The sequence below is a fragment of the Sphingomonas sp. SKA58 genome, from assembly GCF_000153545.1.
Taxonomy (GTDB): Bacteria; Pseudomonadota; Alphaproteobacteria; order Sphingomonadales; family Sphingomonadaceae; genus Sphingobium; species Sphingobium soli.
In genome coordinates, this window is record NZ_CH959306.1 from 1,568,141 (window position 1) to 1,583,663 (window position 15,523).

Consider the following 15,523-nt stretch of genomic DNA (forward strand, 5'->3'; position numbering starts at 1 on the left):
TTTCCGGCAGCCGGCTGAAAGCCGCACTGCCTGTTTCCAAATGGCGCACCCGGAACGATTCGAACGTCCGACCCTCAGATTCGTAGTCTGATGCTCTATCCAGCTGAGCTACGGGTGCGTTGGAGAGGCGCAGATAGAAGCGCCCGGCCGATTGGGCAAGCCTTTTTTACACTTTTCCTTCCGCTCGATCCGCCTGCGCGAGCATGGGGCAACCTTTGCGTCCGTCCGCCGTTCAAGCCGCAGGAAAGGAGGCCATCATGAGCTTCACCATAAATGACCTGGCGCTGTTGTTGATCGCCCTGATCGTTGGCTGGTTACTCGGGCTGATGATGAGCGGGCGCGGCAAATATAAGCGGCTCTGGCGCGACGAGCAGATCGCGCATCGCACCGTTTTGAAGGAGCGGGACGGCGCGATCCGGGAGCGCGATGCCCGCCTAGAGGCAGCCAATGCGCGCATCGCCGAGCTGGAACGGCATAGCGGGCCGATCGGCCCGGGCACGGCTACTGCTGTTGGCGGCGCGGTCCATGGTCGGGATGACCTCAGCCGGATCACGGGTCTGACGCAGGCGCAGGAAGTTGCGTTGAACGAAGCCGGCTATCACCGCTACGGCCAGATCGCCGGATTGAGCGCGGAACAGGAAGCCACGCTGGAAGCACGCCTAGGATTGAAGCCCGGCACCATCGCGCATGAGGACTGGCGGGGTCAGGCACGGTCGCTTGAGCGCGGCGACAAGCCGGGCCTGCTGGGTCGCCTTACCGGATCAGCGTAAGCCGCCTCAAACCCATGTGATCACGAGAAAGGGCGGGAGCATTTACTCCCGCCCTTTTTTGTCATTTGCTCGCCAATGCCGCCTGGGCGGCCGCTAGTCGGGCGATCGGCACGCGGTAGGGCGAGGCCGAGACATAATCGAGCCCGGTTTTCTCACAGAAAGCGATCGACGCGGGATCGCCCCCATGTTCGCCGCAAATGCCAAGCTTGATGCCGGTGCGGGTCGCGCGGCCGCGCTCGGCCGCCAGCTCGATCAACTCGCCTACGCCCTCTACGTCGATGCTGACGAAAGGATCACGGGCAAAAATGCCCTTGTCCACATATTGCGTCAGGAAGCGGCCGGCGTCGTCGCGGCTGATGCCGATGGTGGTTTGCGTAAGGTCATTGGTGCCGAAGGAGAAGAATTCGCCAACTTCGGCGATTTCCCCGGCCTTGAGCGCAGCGCGCGGCAGCTCGATCATCGTGCCGACCAGATATTCGACCGATGCGTCCTGTTCGGCGAAGACATCCTTTGCGACCTGATCGACGATCGCCTTCATCAGTTCCAGTTCCTTGCGGGTGGCGACGAGCGGGATCATGATTTCGGGGATCGGTGCTTCGCCGCTGCGCTGCTTCACCAGCAACGCGGCCTCGAAAATGGCGCGGGCCTGCATCTCGTAAATTTCAGGATAGGTCACCCCCAGGCGGCAGCCACGATGGCCGAGCATAGGGTTGAATTCATGCAGTTCGCTCGCGCGGCGCTTCAACGCCTCGACACCGACGCCGGCGGCCTTGGCCACCTCCTCGAATTCCGCCTCTCCATGGGGCAGGAATTCGTGCAGCGGCGGATCGAGCAGGCGGATAGTGACGGGCAGGCCGGCCATCACCATGAAAATCTGGGCGAAATCGTCGCGTTGTTCGGGCAGCAGCTTGTCAAGCGCGGCACGGCGCCCCTTCTCGCTGTCGGCCAGGATCATCTCGCGCACGGCGGTGATGCGCGCCGCATCGAAGAACATATGTTCCGTCCGGCACAGGCCGACGCCCTCCGCACCGAAATCGCGTGCAGTCTGGCAATCGAGCGGAGTTTCCGCGTTGGCGCGCACCTTGAGGCGACGAACCTTGTCGGCCCACTCCATCAGCGTGCCGAAATCTCCGGCCAGTTCAGGTTGCACGGTCGGCACTTCGCCCGCCATGACCTCACCGGTCGCGCCGTCGATCGTCAGGACATCGCCTTCCTTCAACTCGCGCGAACCGATGCGGAGGATCTTCCTGGCATTGTCGATCGACAAGCCGCCCGCGCCCGACACGCACGGACGCCCCATCCCACGCGCCACGACAGCGGCATGGCTGGTCATGCCGCCACGCGCGGTCAGGATGCCCTTGGCCGCGTGCATGCCGTGAATATCCTCGGGGCTGGTTTCCACGCGGACCAGGATAACCGCGTCACCCAATTCGTTGCGCCGCTCGGCGGTATCGGCATCAAACACGATGAGGCCGCTCGCCGCACCCGGCGAGGCGGGCAATCCCTTGGTCAGCACGTCGCGCGGGGCGTCGGGATCCAGCGTGGGGTGCAGCAATTGATCGAGCGCGGCGGGATCGACGCGCGCGACGGCTTCCTCTTCGGAGATCAGCCCCTCATGCGCCATGTCGACCGCGATCTTCAGCGCGGCCTTGGCCGTGCGCTTGCCCGAGCGGGTCTGGAGCATCCACAGCTTGCCCTGCTGCACCGTGAACTCAATGTCCTGCATGTCGCGATAATGGGTTTCGAGGATTTCGAACACCCGCGCCAGTTCGGCGTAGGTTTCGGGCATCGCCTCTTCCATCGACAGCGGCTTTGCCCCTGCCCGCTCGCGCGCGGCCTTGGTGAGATATTGCGGCGTACGGATACCCGCGACCACATCCTCGCCCTGCGCGTTGATCAGATATTCGCCATAATAGGCGTTCTCGCCCGTCGCGGGATCGCGGGTGAAGGCGACGCCCGTGGCCGACGTGTCGCCCATATTGCCGAATACCATCGCTTGCACATTGACCGCCGTGCCCCAGTCGCCCGGGATCGAGTTCAGGCGGCGATAGACCTTGGCGCGATCCGCCTGCCAGGACCCGAACACAGCGCTGATCGCACCCCAGAGCTGATCATGCACATCCTGCGGGAAGGGCTTGTTCCACAGCTTTGCAACAAGCGCCTTATATTCGGTGACGAGCGCCTTCCAGTCGTCGGCGCTCATTTCGGTGTCGAGCGTATAGCCTTGATCTTCCTTGGCGATTTCCAGCGCTTCCTCGAACGCGCCATGGTCGAGTTCCAGCACCACGTCCGAATACATCTGAATGAAGCGGCGATAGCTGTCCCAGGCGAAACGCTCATCGCCCGACGCAGCGGCGAGGCCGAGCACGGTTTCATCGTTCAGGCCAAGGTTCAGCACCGTATCCATCATGCCGGGCATCGAAATGCGCGCGCCCGAACGGACCGATACCAGCAGTGGGTCGGCCTTGTCGCCGAACGTCTTGCCGGTCACGCTTTCGATATGGGCGATGCCGTTCGCCACTTCATCGCGCAGGCTGTCTGGATAGACGCCGCCATCCTGATAATAGCGCGTGCACATTTCGGTCGTGATGGTGAAGCCCGGCGGCACCGGCAAGCCGATCGCGGCCATGCCGTCCAGATTGGCGCCCTTGCCGCCCAGAAGATTCTTGTCGCCCTCGCCCCCGTCATTCACGCCACCGCCGAACCGATAGACATAGCGGGTCATGCTGTTCATCTGGGCCTCTTGTGTCTTCACCATGTTCCGGCTCTCCCTGCACTGATTGCCGAGTTTTGTGCGTTGCAATAATATTACCGCAATTAGCGGCTCAATGCGTGGCAGGATAGGCATATCCCACCCGCCTCATCAAAATTCTTGTCACCTTTGCAAGCTTCTTGCCTCAACCCGCAATCTTCGAAAAGTCGGCGACATTGTGCACTGCGTCACGAACCCTTGCCAGCAGGGCAAGGCGACTCGCGCGCTTGTCCGGATCGGGATCGTTGACGGTCACGCTGTCGAAGAAAGCATCGATAGGCGCGCGCAGCGTCGCGAGCGCCGCCATTGCATCCTCGAACCGCTCCTCCGCTACGGCCTGGGCGGCGCGGGGTTCGGCGGCATCGAGCGCGGTAATGAGATCGGCTTCGGCGGGCTCGGGGGTGTAGGAAAGCGCATCCGCCGCATCGTCACCCCGGACCTGATCCGGGGTCCCGCTACCTTCCGCGTCGTCAAAGAAGCGGGACCCCGGCTCAAGGCCGGGGTGACGGGCGGAGGAAAGGTCGGGCGCATCCTTCTTGAGGATGTTTGCCGCGCGCTTGTAGCCCGCAAGCAAATTCGCGCCATCGTCGGTCGCAACGAAGGACTGGAGCGCCTTCACGCGAGCGAGCAAGCGGACGAGATCGTCCTCGCCCCCGATCGCGAACACCGCGTCGATCAGGTCGTGGCGAACGCCGGCTTCCTTCTGCTGGACCTTCAGGCGGTCAGCGAAGAAGTCCAAGAGCGCAAGGCCATTGCCTCGAAGGAGAATGCCATTCACGGCAGCCAAGTCACCTTCGCCGCCTGCTTTCAACCAGTCACGAAAATTATCCTCGAACACAAAACGCTGAGTGAAATCTCCCTCATTGCCGCGACTTACATAAATGATGAGATCAAGCAGACGAAGACGCAGATCATTTTTTATGACCAACTGAATAATACCCAATGCCGCCCGTCGGAGAGCAAAGGGATCTTTTGAACCGGTCGGTTTCTCATCAATTCCGAAAAACGATGTAATCGTATCCAGCTTATCCGCCAAACTCACTGCCACCGTAACCGGCGCAGTCGGCACATCGTCGCCCTGCCCGACCGGCTTGTAATGGTCGCGGATGGCGTCGGCGACGGCGTCCGGCAAGTCCTCGGCGCGGGCATAGTAGCCGCCCATGACGCCCTGCAGTTCGGGAAACTCGCCGACCATTTCGGTGACAAGGTCGGCCTTGCACAGGCGCGCCGCCTGTTCGGCTAGGGTGGCGAGTTCCGCCCCGCAGTGCTCCTGCAAAGGCAGGAGCCCAGAGTTAGGTTGCGCTTCGTCACCCTGGGCTCCGGCTTTCGCCGGAGCACTAGCACCGACGATCCCCTCCTCCACCAACCAACGGGCGAGTTTCGCGACGCGCTCGACCTTGTCGGCGACGGTGCCGAGTTTCTCGTGGAAGGTGATGCGCTCCAGCTTCTTCGCATGATCCGCGAGGCTGGTCTTGCGGTCTTGCTCCCAGAAGAAGCGGGCGTCGGAGAGTCGCGCGGCCAGCACCTTGCGGTTGCCCGCGATGATCGCCGCGCCGCCGTCCTTCGCATCGATATTGGCGGTGCAGATGAAGGCCGGGGCCAGATTCCCGTCCGTATCCCGCAGGACAAAATATTTCTGATTGATGCGCAGGGTCAGCTGGATGACTTCGGGCGGCACCTCCAGGAAGGCCGGGTCGAAATCGCCGAGCAACGGCACCGGCCATTCGGTGAGGCCCGCATTCTCCGCGACCAGCCCCTTGTCCTCTATCACGCTATAGCCGTGCGCGGCGGCGGCCTCGTCGGCTTTCGCCGCGATGATCGCCTGTCGTTCCTGGTGGCTGGCGATCACGTGACAGGCGCGCAGCTTCTCCAAATAATCATGCGCGCCGCCGATGGTGATTTCGCCGGGATGATGGAAACGGTGGCCGAGCGTCGCATAGCCCGATCGCAGCCCTTCCATCTCGATATCGACCAGCTGCTCGCCCAATATCGTGACAATGCCCTTCAATGGCCGCACCCAGCGCAGGCTTTCGGTCGTTTGGCTCGCAGCGCCCCAGCGCATCGACTTGGGCCAGGGGAAGGCGCGGATCACCGCCGGGACCGCTTGCGCCAGCACGTCGGCGGCGGCGCGGCCGGGCTTGTTCACGACAGCGAACCACACGCCGTCACGCTCTTCCAGCTGGTCCTGGGTCAGGCCGGTCTTGCGCAGGAAACCGTCGAGCGCCTGCGCCGGCGCGCTGGTGCGCGGGCCTTTAAATTCTTCGCTGACGGCGGCGGTTTCGAGCGGCAGGTCGCGGGCGATGAGGGCGAGGCGGCGAGGAGTCACGAAACTGTCGATCGCGGACGGCTTCAGCCCGGCCTTGGCCAGTTCGTCCGCAAACAACCGCGCCAGATCGTCCGATGCCTTCACTTGCATGCGCGCGGGAATTTCCTCGCAGCGCAGTTCGAGGAGGAAGTCAGTCATCAAAAGTCACCCAGTCCAGGAACTTCGTCGGCGCTCAAGGTCGGTTCTTTCCACCCATTAACTTCCATCCACTTCTCGCAGCTGCCCTTGGCTAGGTCGCGGACGCGGCCGATATAGCTGGCGCGCTCCTGCACCGAGATGACGCCGCGCGCCTGGAGCAAGTTGAATACATGGCTCGCCTTGATCGCTTGATCATAGGCGGCGAGCGGAACGCCCGCTTCCAGCGAGGCCTTGCACTCGGCCTCGGCATCCTTGAACCAGCGCAGCAGCTTGTCCGTGTCGGCGACCTCGAAATTCCATTTCGACATCTGCCGCTCATTTTCGAGGAACACGTCGCCATAGGTGACGCCGGCATCGTTGAATTTCAGGTCGTAAACGCTGTCGACACCCTGAATATACATGGCAAGCCGCTCAAGCCCGTAGGTCAGTTCGCCCGCGACCGGCTTGCAGTCGAAGCCGCCCATTTGCTGGAAATAGGTGAACTGCGTCACCTCCATGCCGTCGCACCACACTTCCCAGCCCAGGCCCCAGGCGCCCAGCGTCGGACTTTCCCAGTCATCCTCGACAAAGCGGATGTCGTGAACCAGCGGGTCAATGCCGATTTCCACCAGCGACCCCAGATACAGCTCCTGCAAATTTGCGGGGCTGGGCTTCATGATCACCTGATATTGGTAATAATGCTGGAGCCGGTTGGGATTTTCGCCGTAGCGACCATCGGTCGGTCGGCGGCTGGGCTGCACATAGGCTGCGTTCCAAGCGTCCGGTCCCAGGCTGCGCAGCGTGGTGGCCGGGTGGAATGTGCCCGCGCCCACTTCCATGTCATAGGGTTGCAGGATGACGCAGCCCTGCTTCCCCCAATAGGCGTGGAGGGTCAGGATCAGGTCCTGGAAGGAAAGCGCCTTACTCGTCGCCACCGATGGTCCTTTTCGCTCGAAACTTGGCCTCGCGCCTTGGCGCATGGCAGGAAAAGGGTCAAGGGGAAGCGGCCGCAAACAGGGTTAAGGGCCTTGCCCTGCGCGCCTGCGCTGCGCATGGATGGAACATGACGATTTTTTCCACCTTGCTGCGCGTCGCAGCCGCCGCGATGCTGCTGGTCGGCGGAAACGCGCAGGCCCGTTCCGACACTGTCGCCACCCCTGCCCTCTGGCGCGTCAGCGATGCGGACACCACCATTTATTTGTTCGGCACCGTCCATGTCATGAAGCCAGACGTCGTCTGGTTCGATGGCAAGGTGAGGCGCGCCTTCGACGCATCGGAAGAGCTGGTGCTGGAGATTATCGAACCGGACGATCCCCGTGCTCTGGGCACGACCATGGCCGGCATGGCGCTGGCCAAGGACGGGGTGAAGCTGTCCGATCGCCTGTCGCCGCCCGCCCGCACCGCCTATCAGGCCGCGATGGAGGCCAATGGCCTGCCCTGGCAGAGCTTTGAATTGTTCAACCCCTGGATGCCCGGCATGGCGCTGTCGGTCGCTCCCCTCGCCCGCGCAGGGTTTCGCACCGATCTTGGCGCGGAAAAGATCCTGCGCGCGGCCGCCACCGACGCAGGGAAGAGCGTCGACGCCCTCGAAACCATCGAGCAGCAGATCGGCTTCTTTGCCGGGCTGCCCATGGATCAGCAGATCAGCTTTCTCAACGCCACGGTCGATGGCCTGCCCGATCTAGACAAGAGTTTCGACTCCCTGCTGCGGCACTGGAAGGCTGGAAAGCCTGAACAACTGGCGCGGGAGATGAATGAGTCGCTGGAGGCCACGCCGGAATTGGCCCGCGTGCTGCTTACCAATCGCAACGCGACCTGGGCGCAATGGATCAAGACCCGTCTGGACCGCCCCGGCACCGTCTTCGTCGCGGTAGGCGCGGGCCACCTGGCCGGCAAGGGCAGCGTACAGGAGCAACTGGGCGCGCTCGACATCAAGGTCAGCCGGGTGAAGGATTGACAGCATGACCAGCCTTATTCTCCGGTTCCTCGCGCTCTGTTCGCTGACGCTGGCCGTCGCTTGTGACAAGGCGCCGCCTTCCCCCACGCAAGAGCAGGGCGGACCGGCGTTGTGGCAGGTGGAACGCGGCGCGCTCAAAGGCTGGCTGTTTGGCACCATCCACGTGCTGCCAACCGGCGTGGCGTGGGACACGCCGCCGATCCGCGACGCGATGGCGAAGGCCGACCGGCTGGTGCTGGAGGCCGCGGACTTGCAGGATCAGCAAAAGACGCTCGGCATTTTCGAAGATATGGGCCGCAGCCCGAACCTGCCGCGGCTGGAGCAGCGCGTTCCTGCGAAGGAAAGGCCTGCGCTGCTCAAGGCGATCAGCGATGGCGGCACATCCTCCCAACTTCTGTCGGGATATGAAAGCTGGGCCGCTGCCATGCTGCTGTCCGCCGCCAGCCAGCAGGCGCTCCACGTCAGTCAGGATAATGGCGTCGAACCCGCGCTGATCGCCGCCTTCAAAACGGCCGGGAAGCCAATCAGCGGACTGGAAACCGTCGAACGCCAGTTCCGCGCGTTCGACACGCTGCCCCCGGAGGCACAATCGAAATTGCTGGTGCAGACCGTGCACGAGGCCAAGGGCATGAAGGCGCTCTACGATCGCATCCTGACCGCCTGGCTGAAGGGCGATATGGAAGCGATCGCGAAAGAGGACCAGATCGGCGAACAGCCCGACCCGGTTGTCGAGGAAGCGATATTGACCGCACGCAACCGGGACTGGGCCGAAACCATAGAGCCGATGACCGGTCGCCCCTTTATCGCGGTGGGCGCGGGCCACCTGACCGGCAAGGACAATCTGATCGAGCTGCTGAAGGACCGGGGGTTCACGGTGACACGGGTTCAGTAGAAGCGGAATCACAACTGCCCGCTGCTGTCACTTTCGCTGTCGGCCTGCTTTGCCATCCCGGCGACGTCCTATGCTTGCCTTTTGCCCATTTTCTGCTAATGGCGCGCCTTCCCGCGATGGTCATCCCTGGAGGCGTGGCGGGAATTTGTGCAATCAAGCTTTTGGAGACACGCAATGAGCGAGCAGCTTACGCTGTCGGCCGAGGCACGCGATCGGGCAGGCAAGGGAGCCTCCCGCGCTCTCCGCCGTGAGGGCCGCGTACCCGCCGTCATCTATGGTAACAATGAAGAACCCCAGTCCATCCATGTCGAGGAAAAGCTGCTGAGCAAGCTGCTCGGCACCGGGCACTTCTTCAATTCGGTCGTCATGGTCGAGGTGAACGGCAAGGCCGTGCGCACCCTGCCCAAGGATGTCGCTTTCCATCCCGTGACCGACCGTCCGCTGCACGCCGACTTCCTGCGCGTTTCGGAACATGCCACCGTCAACGTCAATGTGCCGGTGCGCTTCGAAAATGAAGACGCGGCGCCGGGCCTCAAGAAGGGCGGCGTGCTCAATGTCGTTCGTCATGACGTCGAACTGATCGTCGATGCCGCCAACATCCCAGAAGACGTCGTCGTCGACCTCAAGGGCTTTGAAGTGGGCGATTCGATCCATATCAGCGCAGTGACGCTGCCCAAGGGCGCGAAGACCGCGATCGACGATCGCGATTTCACCATCGCCACCATCGTCGCGCCGTCCGCGCTCAAGAGCTCGGAAGGCGACACGACCAAGGAAGACGAAGGCGAAGCAGAGGCCGAATAAGGCTTTTGCCGGCCTTTCGGCTGGAAAAGATCATCCCGTCCGCCTACCCGGCGGGCGGGATTTTTCATGGGAGCGCGGGATATGCAGATATGGGCGGGCCTCGGCAATCCGGGCACGCAATATGCGATGCACCGGCATAATGTCGGCTTCATGGCCATCGACCTGATCGCCGACATGCATCGCTTTTCCGCGCCGAAAAAGCAGTTTCAAGGCTGGTCGCAGGAAGGCCGGATCGGCAATGACAAGATCCTGCTGCTGAAGCCCGCGACTTTCATGAACGAAAGCGGGCGGTCGATTGGCGAAGCGATGCGCTTCTACAAGTTGACGCCCCAGGATGTGACCGTCTTTCACGATGAACTGGATCTGGTGCCGATGAAGGTGAAGGTGAAGCGCGGCGGTGGCAATGCCGGGCATAATGGCCTGCGCTCAACCGACGCACATATCGGCAATGATTTCCGCCGCGTGCGGATCGGCATCGGCCATCCCGGACACAAGGACAAGGTGCATGGCTATGTGCTGGGCAATTACGCCAAGAGCGAGATGGACGCGCTGGCCGACATGTTGGGCGCGATTGGCGCGGAAGCGCCCTGGCTCGCCGCCGGCGACGACGCGCGTTTCATGAACGAAGTCGCATTGCGCCAGGCATGAAAACAGCGCCCGGTCGCCCGGGCGCTGTTTTGTTGCTGTAAATTGTCTAGGCTCAGACGATGACAAATTCAGCGTTGGTCATCGCCAGCCCAGCGGACAGATGCGCGAACAGCACCGCCGCCCCCGCGCCGCTGCCATCGGCGTCGTAAAATAGATCGCCGGTCGCGCTGTTGTAGATGATCCGGTCATTGGCATCCGCAGCCGCCGCACCGATGTGGAACGCGTTTGCCGCCAGCGTGCCGGTTGGCAACCCACCGACCGCTGCCGACAGGATGTTGATCGTATCATTCGCGACGCTGTAGTCCGTTATCGTGTCGACATTGGTCGGACCAAAGCCGTTGAGGAAAGCAAACACATCATTACCGCCACCGCCGGTCAGACTGTCACTGCCCGATCCGCCGTTGAGGTAATCGTTATTGTTGCCGCCATTCAGGTCGTCATCACCGGCACCACCATTGAGCGTGTCATTCCCATTTCCGGCCAGAATGAAGTTGCTGAGCGAATTACCAGTCAAATTATCATTATAGGATGATCCAAATATGTTCTCGATATTGCTCAAGGTATCTGTACCAGCACCCCCAGTATTCTGAGCCACTCCCACGCTCAAATTCACCGTAACTGCGGCACTTGAGGAACGATAATCCGCAGCGTCAATTCCATTACCGCCATCCAGGATGTCGTTGCCCACGCCGCCATCCAATATATCATCGCCACCTTCGCCCAGCAGAGTATCATCCCCCCCGCCGCCGACGAGTTTATTGCCAATAGCACTTCCGGTGATGATATTATTTAGTCCATTTCCGGTGATTAAGGAAGCTGATCCAACAGCTGTAATATTTTCAACATTTGTTCCGGCAATGGAATAGGTCACCGATGCATAAACGATATCGGTCCCGGAATTTGAGAACTCGATGACTGCATCGCTGGCGCTATCCACATAATAGGTATCATTGCCCGTGCCACCGGCCATATAATCGACGCCAGTTCCACCATCGAGCAGATCGTTACCATCTTCGCCATACAGAAAATCATTTCCTCCTTGGCCAAGGAGTGTATCGTTGCCGCTGCGCCCCCATAGCGAATTGACCTCTCCAGACCCGCTAATCGCGTCCGAACCGGTGTTGCCAATAACATTCTCAATACTGGACAGGCTTATCGCTCCTGCGCCACCGGGCGTATAATTGAAGGTTCCGTCGGCCAGATCGATCGTGGAGGTCGCTACGCTGGTACCGGAGATATCAAAAGTGTCGGACCCCGCGCCCCCTACGATTATCTCTCCATAGCTGCCGTTCCATCCGTCAAAAAGTCGGAACAGATCATCGCCAGCTTCGCCATACATCAGGTCACGGCCACTGCCACCGTCGAAGACATCATCACCATCACCGCCGATGAGAAGGTCGTCTCCAGCACCGCCGTCAAGGATGTCATTGCCAGCGCCGCCATAGAGCATATCGGAACCGGCACCTCCGAAGATGGAGTCGTTTCCGTTCATCCCATCAATACTGTCATCTCCAGATTGACCGTATAAAGTATTGCCGGCCGCATTTCCCGTGATTGTATCGGCCAATTGGGTGCCGTAGACATTTTCGACCCCCGTAACCGTCCACGGGCCACCATAGAGCGGGTTATACTGCCAGGTTCCGCCGGCCAGATCGACGATCGCCCCGTAAAGATCGATCTGGCTGAGATCGAGCGTATCGACCCCGGTACCGCCATTCACATTGTCGCCAAATTCCGCAACGCCGCCGATCTGGCGCTGTATGAACCAGTCGTTCCCCGCTTCGCCATAAACGCTATCGGTTACGAAACCGCCATAGATGATGTCGTTACCATTGCCGCCATAGATGACATCGGTGCCGCCCGCGCCGTCCAGGATATCGTCACCGTCACCACCATAGAGCGTATCGTCGCCCTCGCCTCCGGCCAGATAGTCGTTTCCAGCATTGCCATAGAGCGTGTCATTGCCGTCATTGCCATAGAGGCTGTCATCCCCTCCATTGCCGCGCAGCACGTTGTCGATGCTGTTGCCGCTGATGACGTCATTGCCCGACCCGCCATTGGCATTTTCGATCATCGATGCGGTATTGCCCTGATAGAGCATCGCATTGAAGATATTGCCGCGCGCATAGACGCTGCTGCCATTATTGCCGAGATAGGCAAGCTGCGCCTGGCTGAAGACGGAATAACCACCGGGATTGAGGTCCAGCGTCAGGTTGCTGGAGTAATTGGACAGGTCATAGGTATCGACTCCGCCGCCGTCCCAGATGGTCGCGAAGATGCGATTGCCACCCGGATCGATCGCGACTTGCCCGTTGATATAGGTTTCACCGGTTGTCGGATTCCACGAATAGGTGGTGTTGCCCGAGTTCACCGTGAAGTCAGCACCATACATCGCCTGCAAGGCCGCAATGTCGAGCATCATATAGGTTTGGGGCGCCCCCCACTGCTCGTAGGAGTAGCCGCTCAAAGGCGCGCCGACGTAGCTGCGATAGGTCATGACCGTGAATTCGATCGAATCCCAGGCGGTTGGCAATGGGCCATAGGCGCCGCCCGTCTGACCATGCGCCAAGCCCAGCGAGTGGCCCAGTTCATGAAACATGGTGTGCCAGGCATAGTTGCCGGCGACGGGCGTCTTGTAGGAATAGATCGTCCCATCATAGCCATTGCCGAAGAATGTATCCCCGCCATAGATGCTGCTGCTGGGATAATAGGCATAGGCCGTGCCCGGATCGCTGGAATTTGCGCCGCGGATCGTCGCGATCGACGAGCCTGCTCCATCGTAGGACAGGCTCAATCCCGTGAAGGATTCTACGCCGAAAGCGGTAGCCGCGCTTGTTTGGGTATAGGCGACTGAATTGAGAGCCGTGTGAAAGGCTACCATCTGCATCGCAGTGAACTGAGAGAAGCCCTCATTCTGCGCGCTGACGCCGTCGCCATCCGAATCCGAAAAATAGCCGGACTGATAATCCGCCGCAGAATCCGTGTCGCTATAATAGACGGTTTGCGCGGTGTCCCATTTGATCCCGCTCAAAATACCGTCAATCAACTGATTGCCGGTCGCCGCCTGCGCCAGCGTTGTATTGCCATTCCCATTGAATTGCGGATCGTCCAGACTGCCTGGCTGTCCGACAGGATCGCCAGGGTCTTCCATGACATCCTGGGGATACAGCAGCAGAATATCGCTGCGGACGGCTTCGTTGCCCATCATCGACCAAAGGTCGGCGGTGCTGCTGATGGAATAGGAAGTAGGCGAAACAGACGCGCTATTGTCGTCTTCGTTAAATATGACCTTGGCCGGCCCGGCCCCCGAGAGCTTGAGCATACATCCTCCTGCAAGATGAGTTGGATGACACGTTCACTGTGCCCGTTGGCGACCCCTTACCAAGTCGATATAGTCTTTATTTGAGTTTATTGCCAAACATTAGTTTTTGATGATTTTTCATTGTGATAGCATGTAGTAAAAACCAAGATATTGAAATGTTTTGACTTATTTTCTACTTTATTGTCAGTTAAAGTTTCACAATATTTCAATTGGTTAGCCTTTGATTGTCAGGGCGATGGCCATAGTTGCCATGAGCAAGATTTTTCCTAGGGCTTTTCCGTCTATCGGCGCGGTGAACCAAGCACTGAGTCGAGCCTCTTTTCCGCGTCGCTAGCCAGCGGATGATCAGGATAGCGGGAGATGAACAGCTGGTAGGCGGCAACTGTGTTTTGCTTCACTGCTTCTACATATTGATCGCGGATCGCCTTTTCGGCATCGCCCGGCGGCGGCATCACGCCGCCTGTTCCCGGGGGTGCATGCGGCATGGTGGCAGAGACGGCATCATCGGTTGAGGCGGAACTGGCGGCATTGCCCGCACAACCGCTCACCGCGACAAGGATCATCAAGACCGGATTGGCACTATGGACAAACATGGCGCGTCCCTCTCCACTTGATCATATCAGCGCAGATGCGCGCATATCGGCCCAAGCAGACCGCAGTCTTTATTCGCGGAATGCCGTTTCGCTCAAGCGCGTCAGCGGTGTCAAAATATAGGCCAGCACGGTTCGCTTGTCGCCCAGAAGATTGACTTCGGCACCCATGCCGGGGCCGATCGGCAGCCGGCGCCCGGCGTCATCCGTGATGGCGTTGGCTGTGGTGCGAACCCTGACCAGATAATGGCTTTCCCCGGTTCGTTCGTTGAGCACTGCGTCGGGCGACACAGCGACCACCTTGCCCTTCATCGATCCGTAGACGGCGCTGTCATAAGCAGAAATCTGGACCTTGGCCTGCTGACCCAACTTGACCGATGCGATATCCTTTGCCGCCACAGCGGCTTCGATCAGCAAAGTGTCGTTAATCGCCACCATTTCGAGCAGCGAATCTCCGGGGCGGACGCTGCCGCCCACTGTCGTGACGAACACCCGATTGATCCGGCCATCCAGCGGCGCGCGAACCACCGTCCGCCGCAGCTTATATTCATAAGCTGGCATTGTCGCCTGGCGTACGGACAGGTCAGCGCGCGCCGCCGTCAACTCGTCTGCCGCGCGCGTCAGCCAGTCGCGCCTTTGCTGCTGCGCGCTTGCCTGCGCCTCCGCCAATACCGATCGTGCCCGGGCAAGGGCCGCCGCTGCCCCCGCCGCCTCGCTGGTCGATACGGCATAGCTGCTTTCGGCCTGCAACAATGATCGGCGTGGTTCAATGCCCTCCCGGACCAGAGGTCGAACGAGATTGAGGTCGGCTTGGGCCGCATCGCGCGCCGCAATCCGCGCTTGCTCGGCCGCGCTCGCCTCCGCGATCGCGCGACGGGCCTGATCTACCCTGGCCGACGCGACATTCGATATGCTGGCCAGTTCGGCCATTCGGGACCGATAAAGCCCCTGCTCGACCGCGATCTGGGCTGCCATCATCGCGTTGCGAGACTGGGGAAATTTCGGTGTCTGCCCTGTTATCTCCGCTGTCAGCCGGACGATCTTGAAATTGAGAGCATCGCTGCTGGCAAGATTGCCTTCCAATTCTGCGCCAGGCTGGACCGGGCTGAGACGGACGAGCGGCGTTCCTTGTCTCACATCCTGCCCCACCTTGACCATGATCTGCTCGACAACGCCGCCTTCCAGGTTGGACACAACCTGCAATTGCGAGCTGGGAATGACACGGCCGTTGGCGCGAACCGTGCGATCGATTTCGGTCAAGGCGGCCCAGCCTATGGCGACGAGCACGAACGCCAGGATGATCCACAGAATGATGTTCGCCGGAACCTTTGGCTTTATGGTCATGGGA

At 60.7% G+C, this 15,523-nt stretch carries 11 protein-coding genes and 1 tRNA gene; 5 read left to right on the forward strand and 7 right to left on the reverse strand.

Annotated features, from left to right (window positions below):
• Nucleotides 1-41 precede the first annotated feature (41 nt).
• Nucleotides 42-118, reverse strand: a tRNA-Arg gene (locus SKA58_RS08120).
• Between the two features lie 139 nt (nt 119-257).
• Here SKA58_RS08120 and SKA58_RS08125 point away from each other — a divergent pair.
• Entirely contained in the window at nt 258-770 is a 513-nt protein-coding gene (locus tag SKA58_RS08125) for a hypothetical protein (RefSeq protein ID WP_037542299.1), read from the forward strand.
• Nucleotides 771-831: 61 nt separating this feature from the next.
• Here the strand turns inward: SKA58_RS08125 and ppdK are convergent, their stop codons facing one another.
• From ppdK to SKA58_RS08140, 3 genes are all read right to left on the reverse strand, one after another.
• Entirely contained in the window at nt 832-3,528 is a 2,697-nt protein-coding gene (gene ppdK, locus SKA58_RS08130; RefSeq protein WP_009821916.1) for a pyruvate, phosphate dikinase, read from the reverse strand.
• A 139-nt stretch (nt 3,529-3,667) separates the two neighbouring features.
• On the reverse strand, nt 3,668-5,986 hold the full coding sequence (glyS, locus tag SKA58_RS08135; RefSeq protein WP_009821917.1) for a glycine--tRNA ligase subunit beta: 2,319 nt from the start codon (nt 5,984-5,986) through the stop codon (nt 3,668-3,670).
• The gene (locus SKA58_RS08140) at nt 5,986-6,900 is read right to left on the reverse strand and encodes a glycine--tRNA ligase subunit alpha (protein WP_050762994.1); all 915 of its coding nucleotides are present in this window, start codon (nt 6,898-6,900) and stop codon (nt 5,986-5,988) included. Before SKA58_RS08140 ends, glyS begins: the two co-directional genes overlap by 1 nt.
• Before the next feature lie 128 nt (nt 6,901-7,028).
• Between SKA58_RS08140 and SKA58_RS08145 the strand changes: the two genes are divergently transcribed.
• From SKA58_RS08145 to pth, 4 genes are all read left to right on the forward strand, one after another.
• On the forward strand, nt 7,029-7,922 hold the full coding sequence (locus SKA58_RS08145; RefSeq protein WP_037542758.1) for a TraB/GumN family protein: 894 nt from the start codon (nt 7,029-7,031) through the stop codon (nt 7,920-7,922).
• Nucleotides 7,923-7,926: 4 nt separating this feature from the next.
• Complete coding sequence (locus SKA58_RS08150) at nt 7,927-8,814, forward strand: TraB/GumN family protein (RefSeq protein ID WP_009821920.1); 888 nt, start codon at nt 7,927-7,929, stop codon at nt 8,812-8,814.
• Between the two features lie 174 nt (nt 8,815-8,988).
• A complete protein-coding gene (locus SKA58_RS08155) occupies nt 8,989-9,615 on the forward strand; it encodes a 50S ribosomal protein L25/general stress protein Ctc (RefSeq protein ID WP_009821921.1) in 627 nt (208 codons plus the stop codon).
• 81 nt (nt 9,616-9,696) lie between these two features.
• The gene (gene pth, locus SKA58_RS08160; protein WP_009821922.1) at nt 9,697-10,263 is read left to right on the forward strand and encodes an aminoacyl-tRNA hydrolase; all 567 of its coding nucleotides are present in this window, start codon (nt 9,697-9,699) and stop codon (nt 10,261-10,263) included.
• Nucleotides 10,264-10,315: 52 nt separating this feature from the next.
• Here the strand turns inward: pth and SKA58_RS08165 are convergent, their stop codons facing one another.
• From SKA58_RS08165 to SKA58_RS08175, 3 genes are all read right to left on the reverse strand, one after another.
• Nucleotides 10,316-13,585: a M10 family metallopeptidase gene (locus SKA58_RS08165; RefSeq protein ID WP_009821923.1), complete on the reverse strand. Its 3,270-nt coding sequence runs from the start codon at nt 13,583-13,585 to the stop codon at nt 10,316-10,318.
• A 281-nt stretch (nt 13,586-13,866) separates the two neighbouring features.
• Entirely contained in the window at nt 13,867-14,178 is a 312-nt protein-coding gene (locus SKA58_RS08170; RefSeq protein ID WP_009821924.1) for a hypothetical protein, read from the reverse strand.
• Nucleotides 14,179-14,247: 69 nt separating this feature from the next.
• The gene (locus SKA58_RS08175) at nt 14,248-15,519 is read right to left on the reverse strand and encodes an HlyD family type I secretion periplasmic adaptor subunit (protein ID WP_232209381.1); all 1,272 of its coding nucleotides are present in this window, start codon (nt 15,517-15,519) and stop codon (nt 14,248-14,250) included.
• Nucleotides 15,520-15,523 lie beyond the last annotated feature (4 nt).

Bases quoted from the DNA above. Each gene is read 5' to 3' on its own strand.
- SKA58_RS08170 (WP_009821924.1), bottom strand. From the start codon at position 14,178: ATGTTTGTCCATAGTGCCAATCCGGTCTTGATGATCCTTGTCGCGGTG.
- SKA58_RS08175 (WP_232209381.1), bottom strand. From the start codon at position 15,519: ATGACCATAAAGCCAAAGGTTCCGGCGAACATCATTCTGTGGATCATC.
- SKA58_RS08165 (WP_009821923.1), bottom strand. From the start codon at position 13,585: ATGCTCAAGCTCTCGGGGGCCGGGCCGGCCAAGGTCATATTTAACGAA.
- pth (WP_009821922.1), top strand. From the start codon at position 9,697: ATGCAGATATGGGCGGGCCTCGGCAATCCGGGCACGCAATATGCGATG.
- SKA58_RS08155 (WP_009821921.1), top strand. From the start codon at position 8,989: ATGAGCGAGCAGCTTACGCTGTCGGCCGAGGCACGCGATCGGGCAGGC.
- glyS (WP_009821917.1), bottom strand. From the start codon at position 5,986: ATGACTGACTTCCTCCTCGAACTGCGCTGCGAGGAAATTCCCGCGCGC.
- ppdK (WP_009821916.1), bottom strand. From the start codon at position 3,528: ATGGTGAAGACACAAGAGGCCCAGATGAACAGCATGACCCGCTATGTC.
- SKA58_RS08125 (WP_037542299.1), top strand. From the start codon at position 258: ATGAGCTTCACCATAAATGACCTGGCGCTGTTGTTGATCGCCCTGATC.
- SKA58_RS08145 (WP_037542758.1), top strand. From the start codon at position 7,029: ATGACGATTTTTTCCACCTTGCTGCGCGTCGCAGCCGCCGCGATGCTG.
- SKA58_RS08150 (WP_009821920.1), top strand. From the start codon at position 7,927: ATGACCAGCCTTATTCTCCGGTTCCTCGCGCTCTGTTCGCTGACGCTG.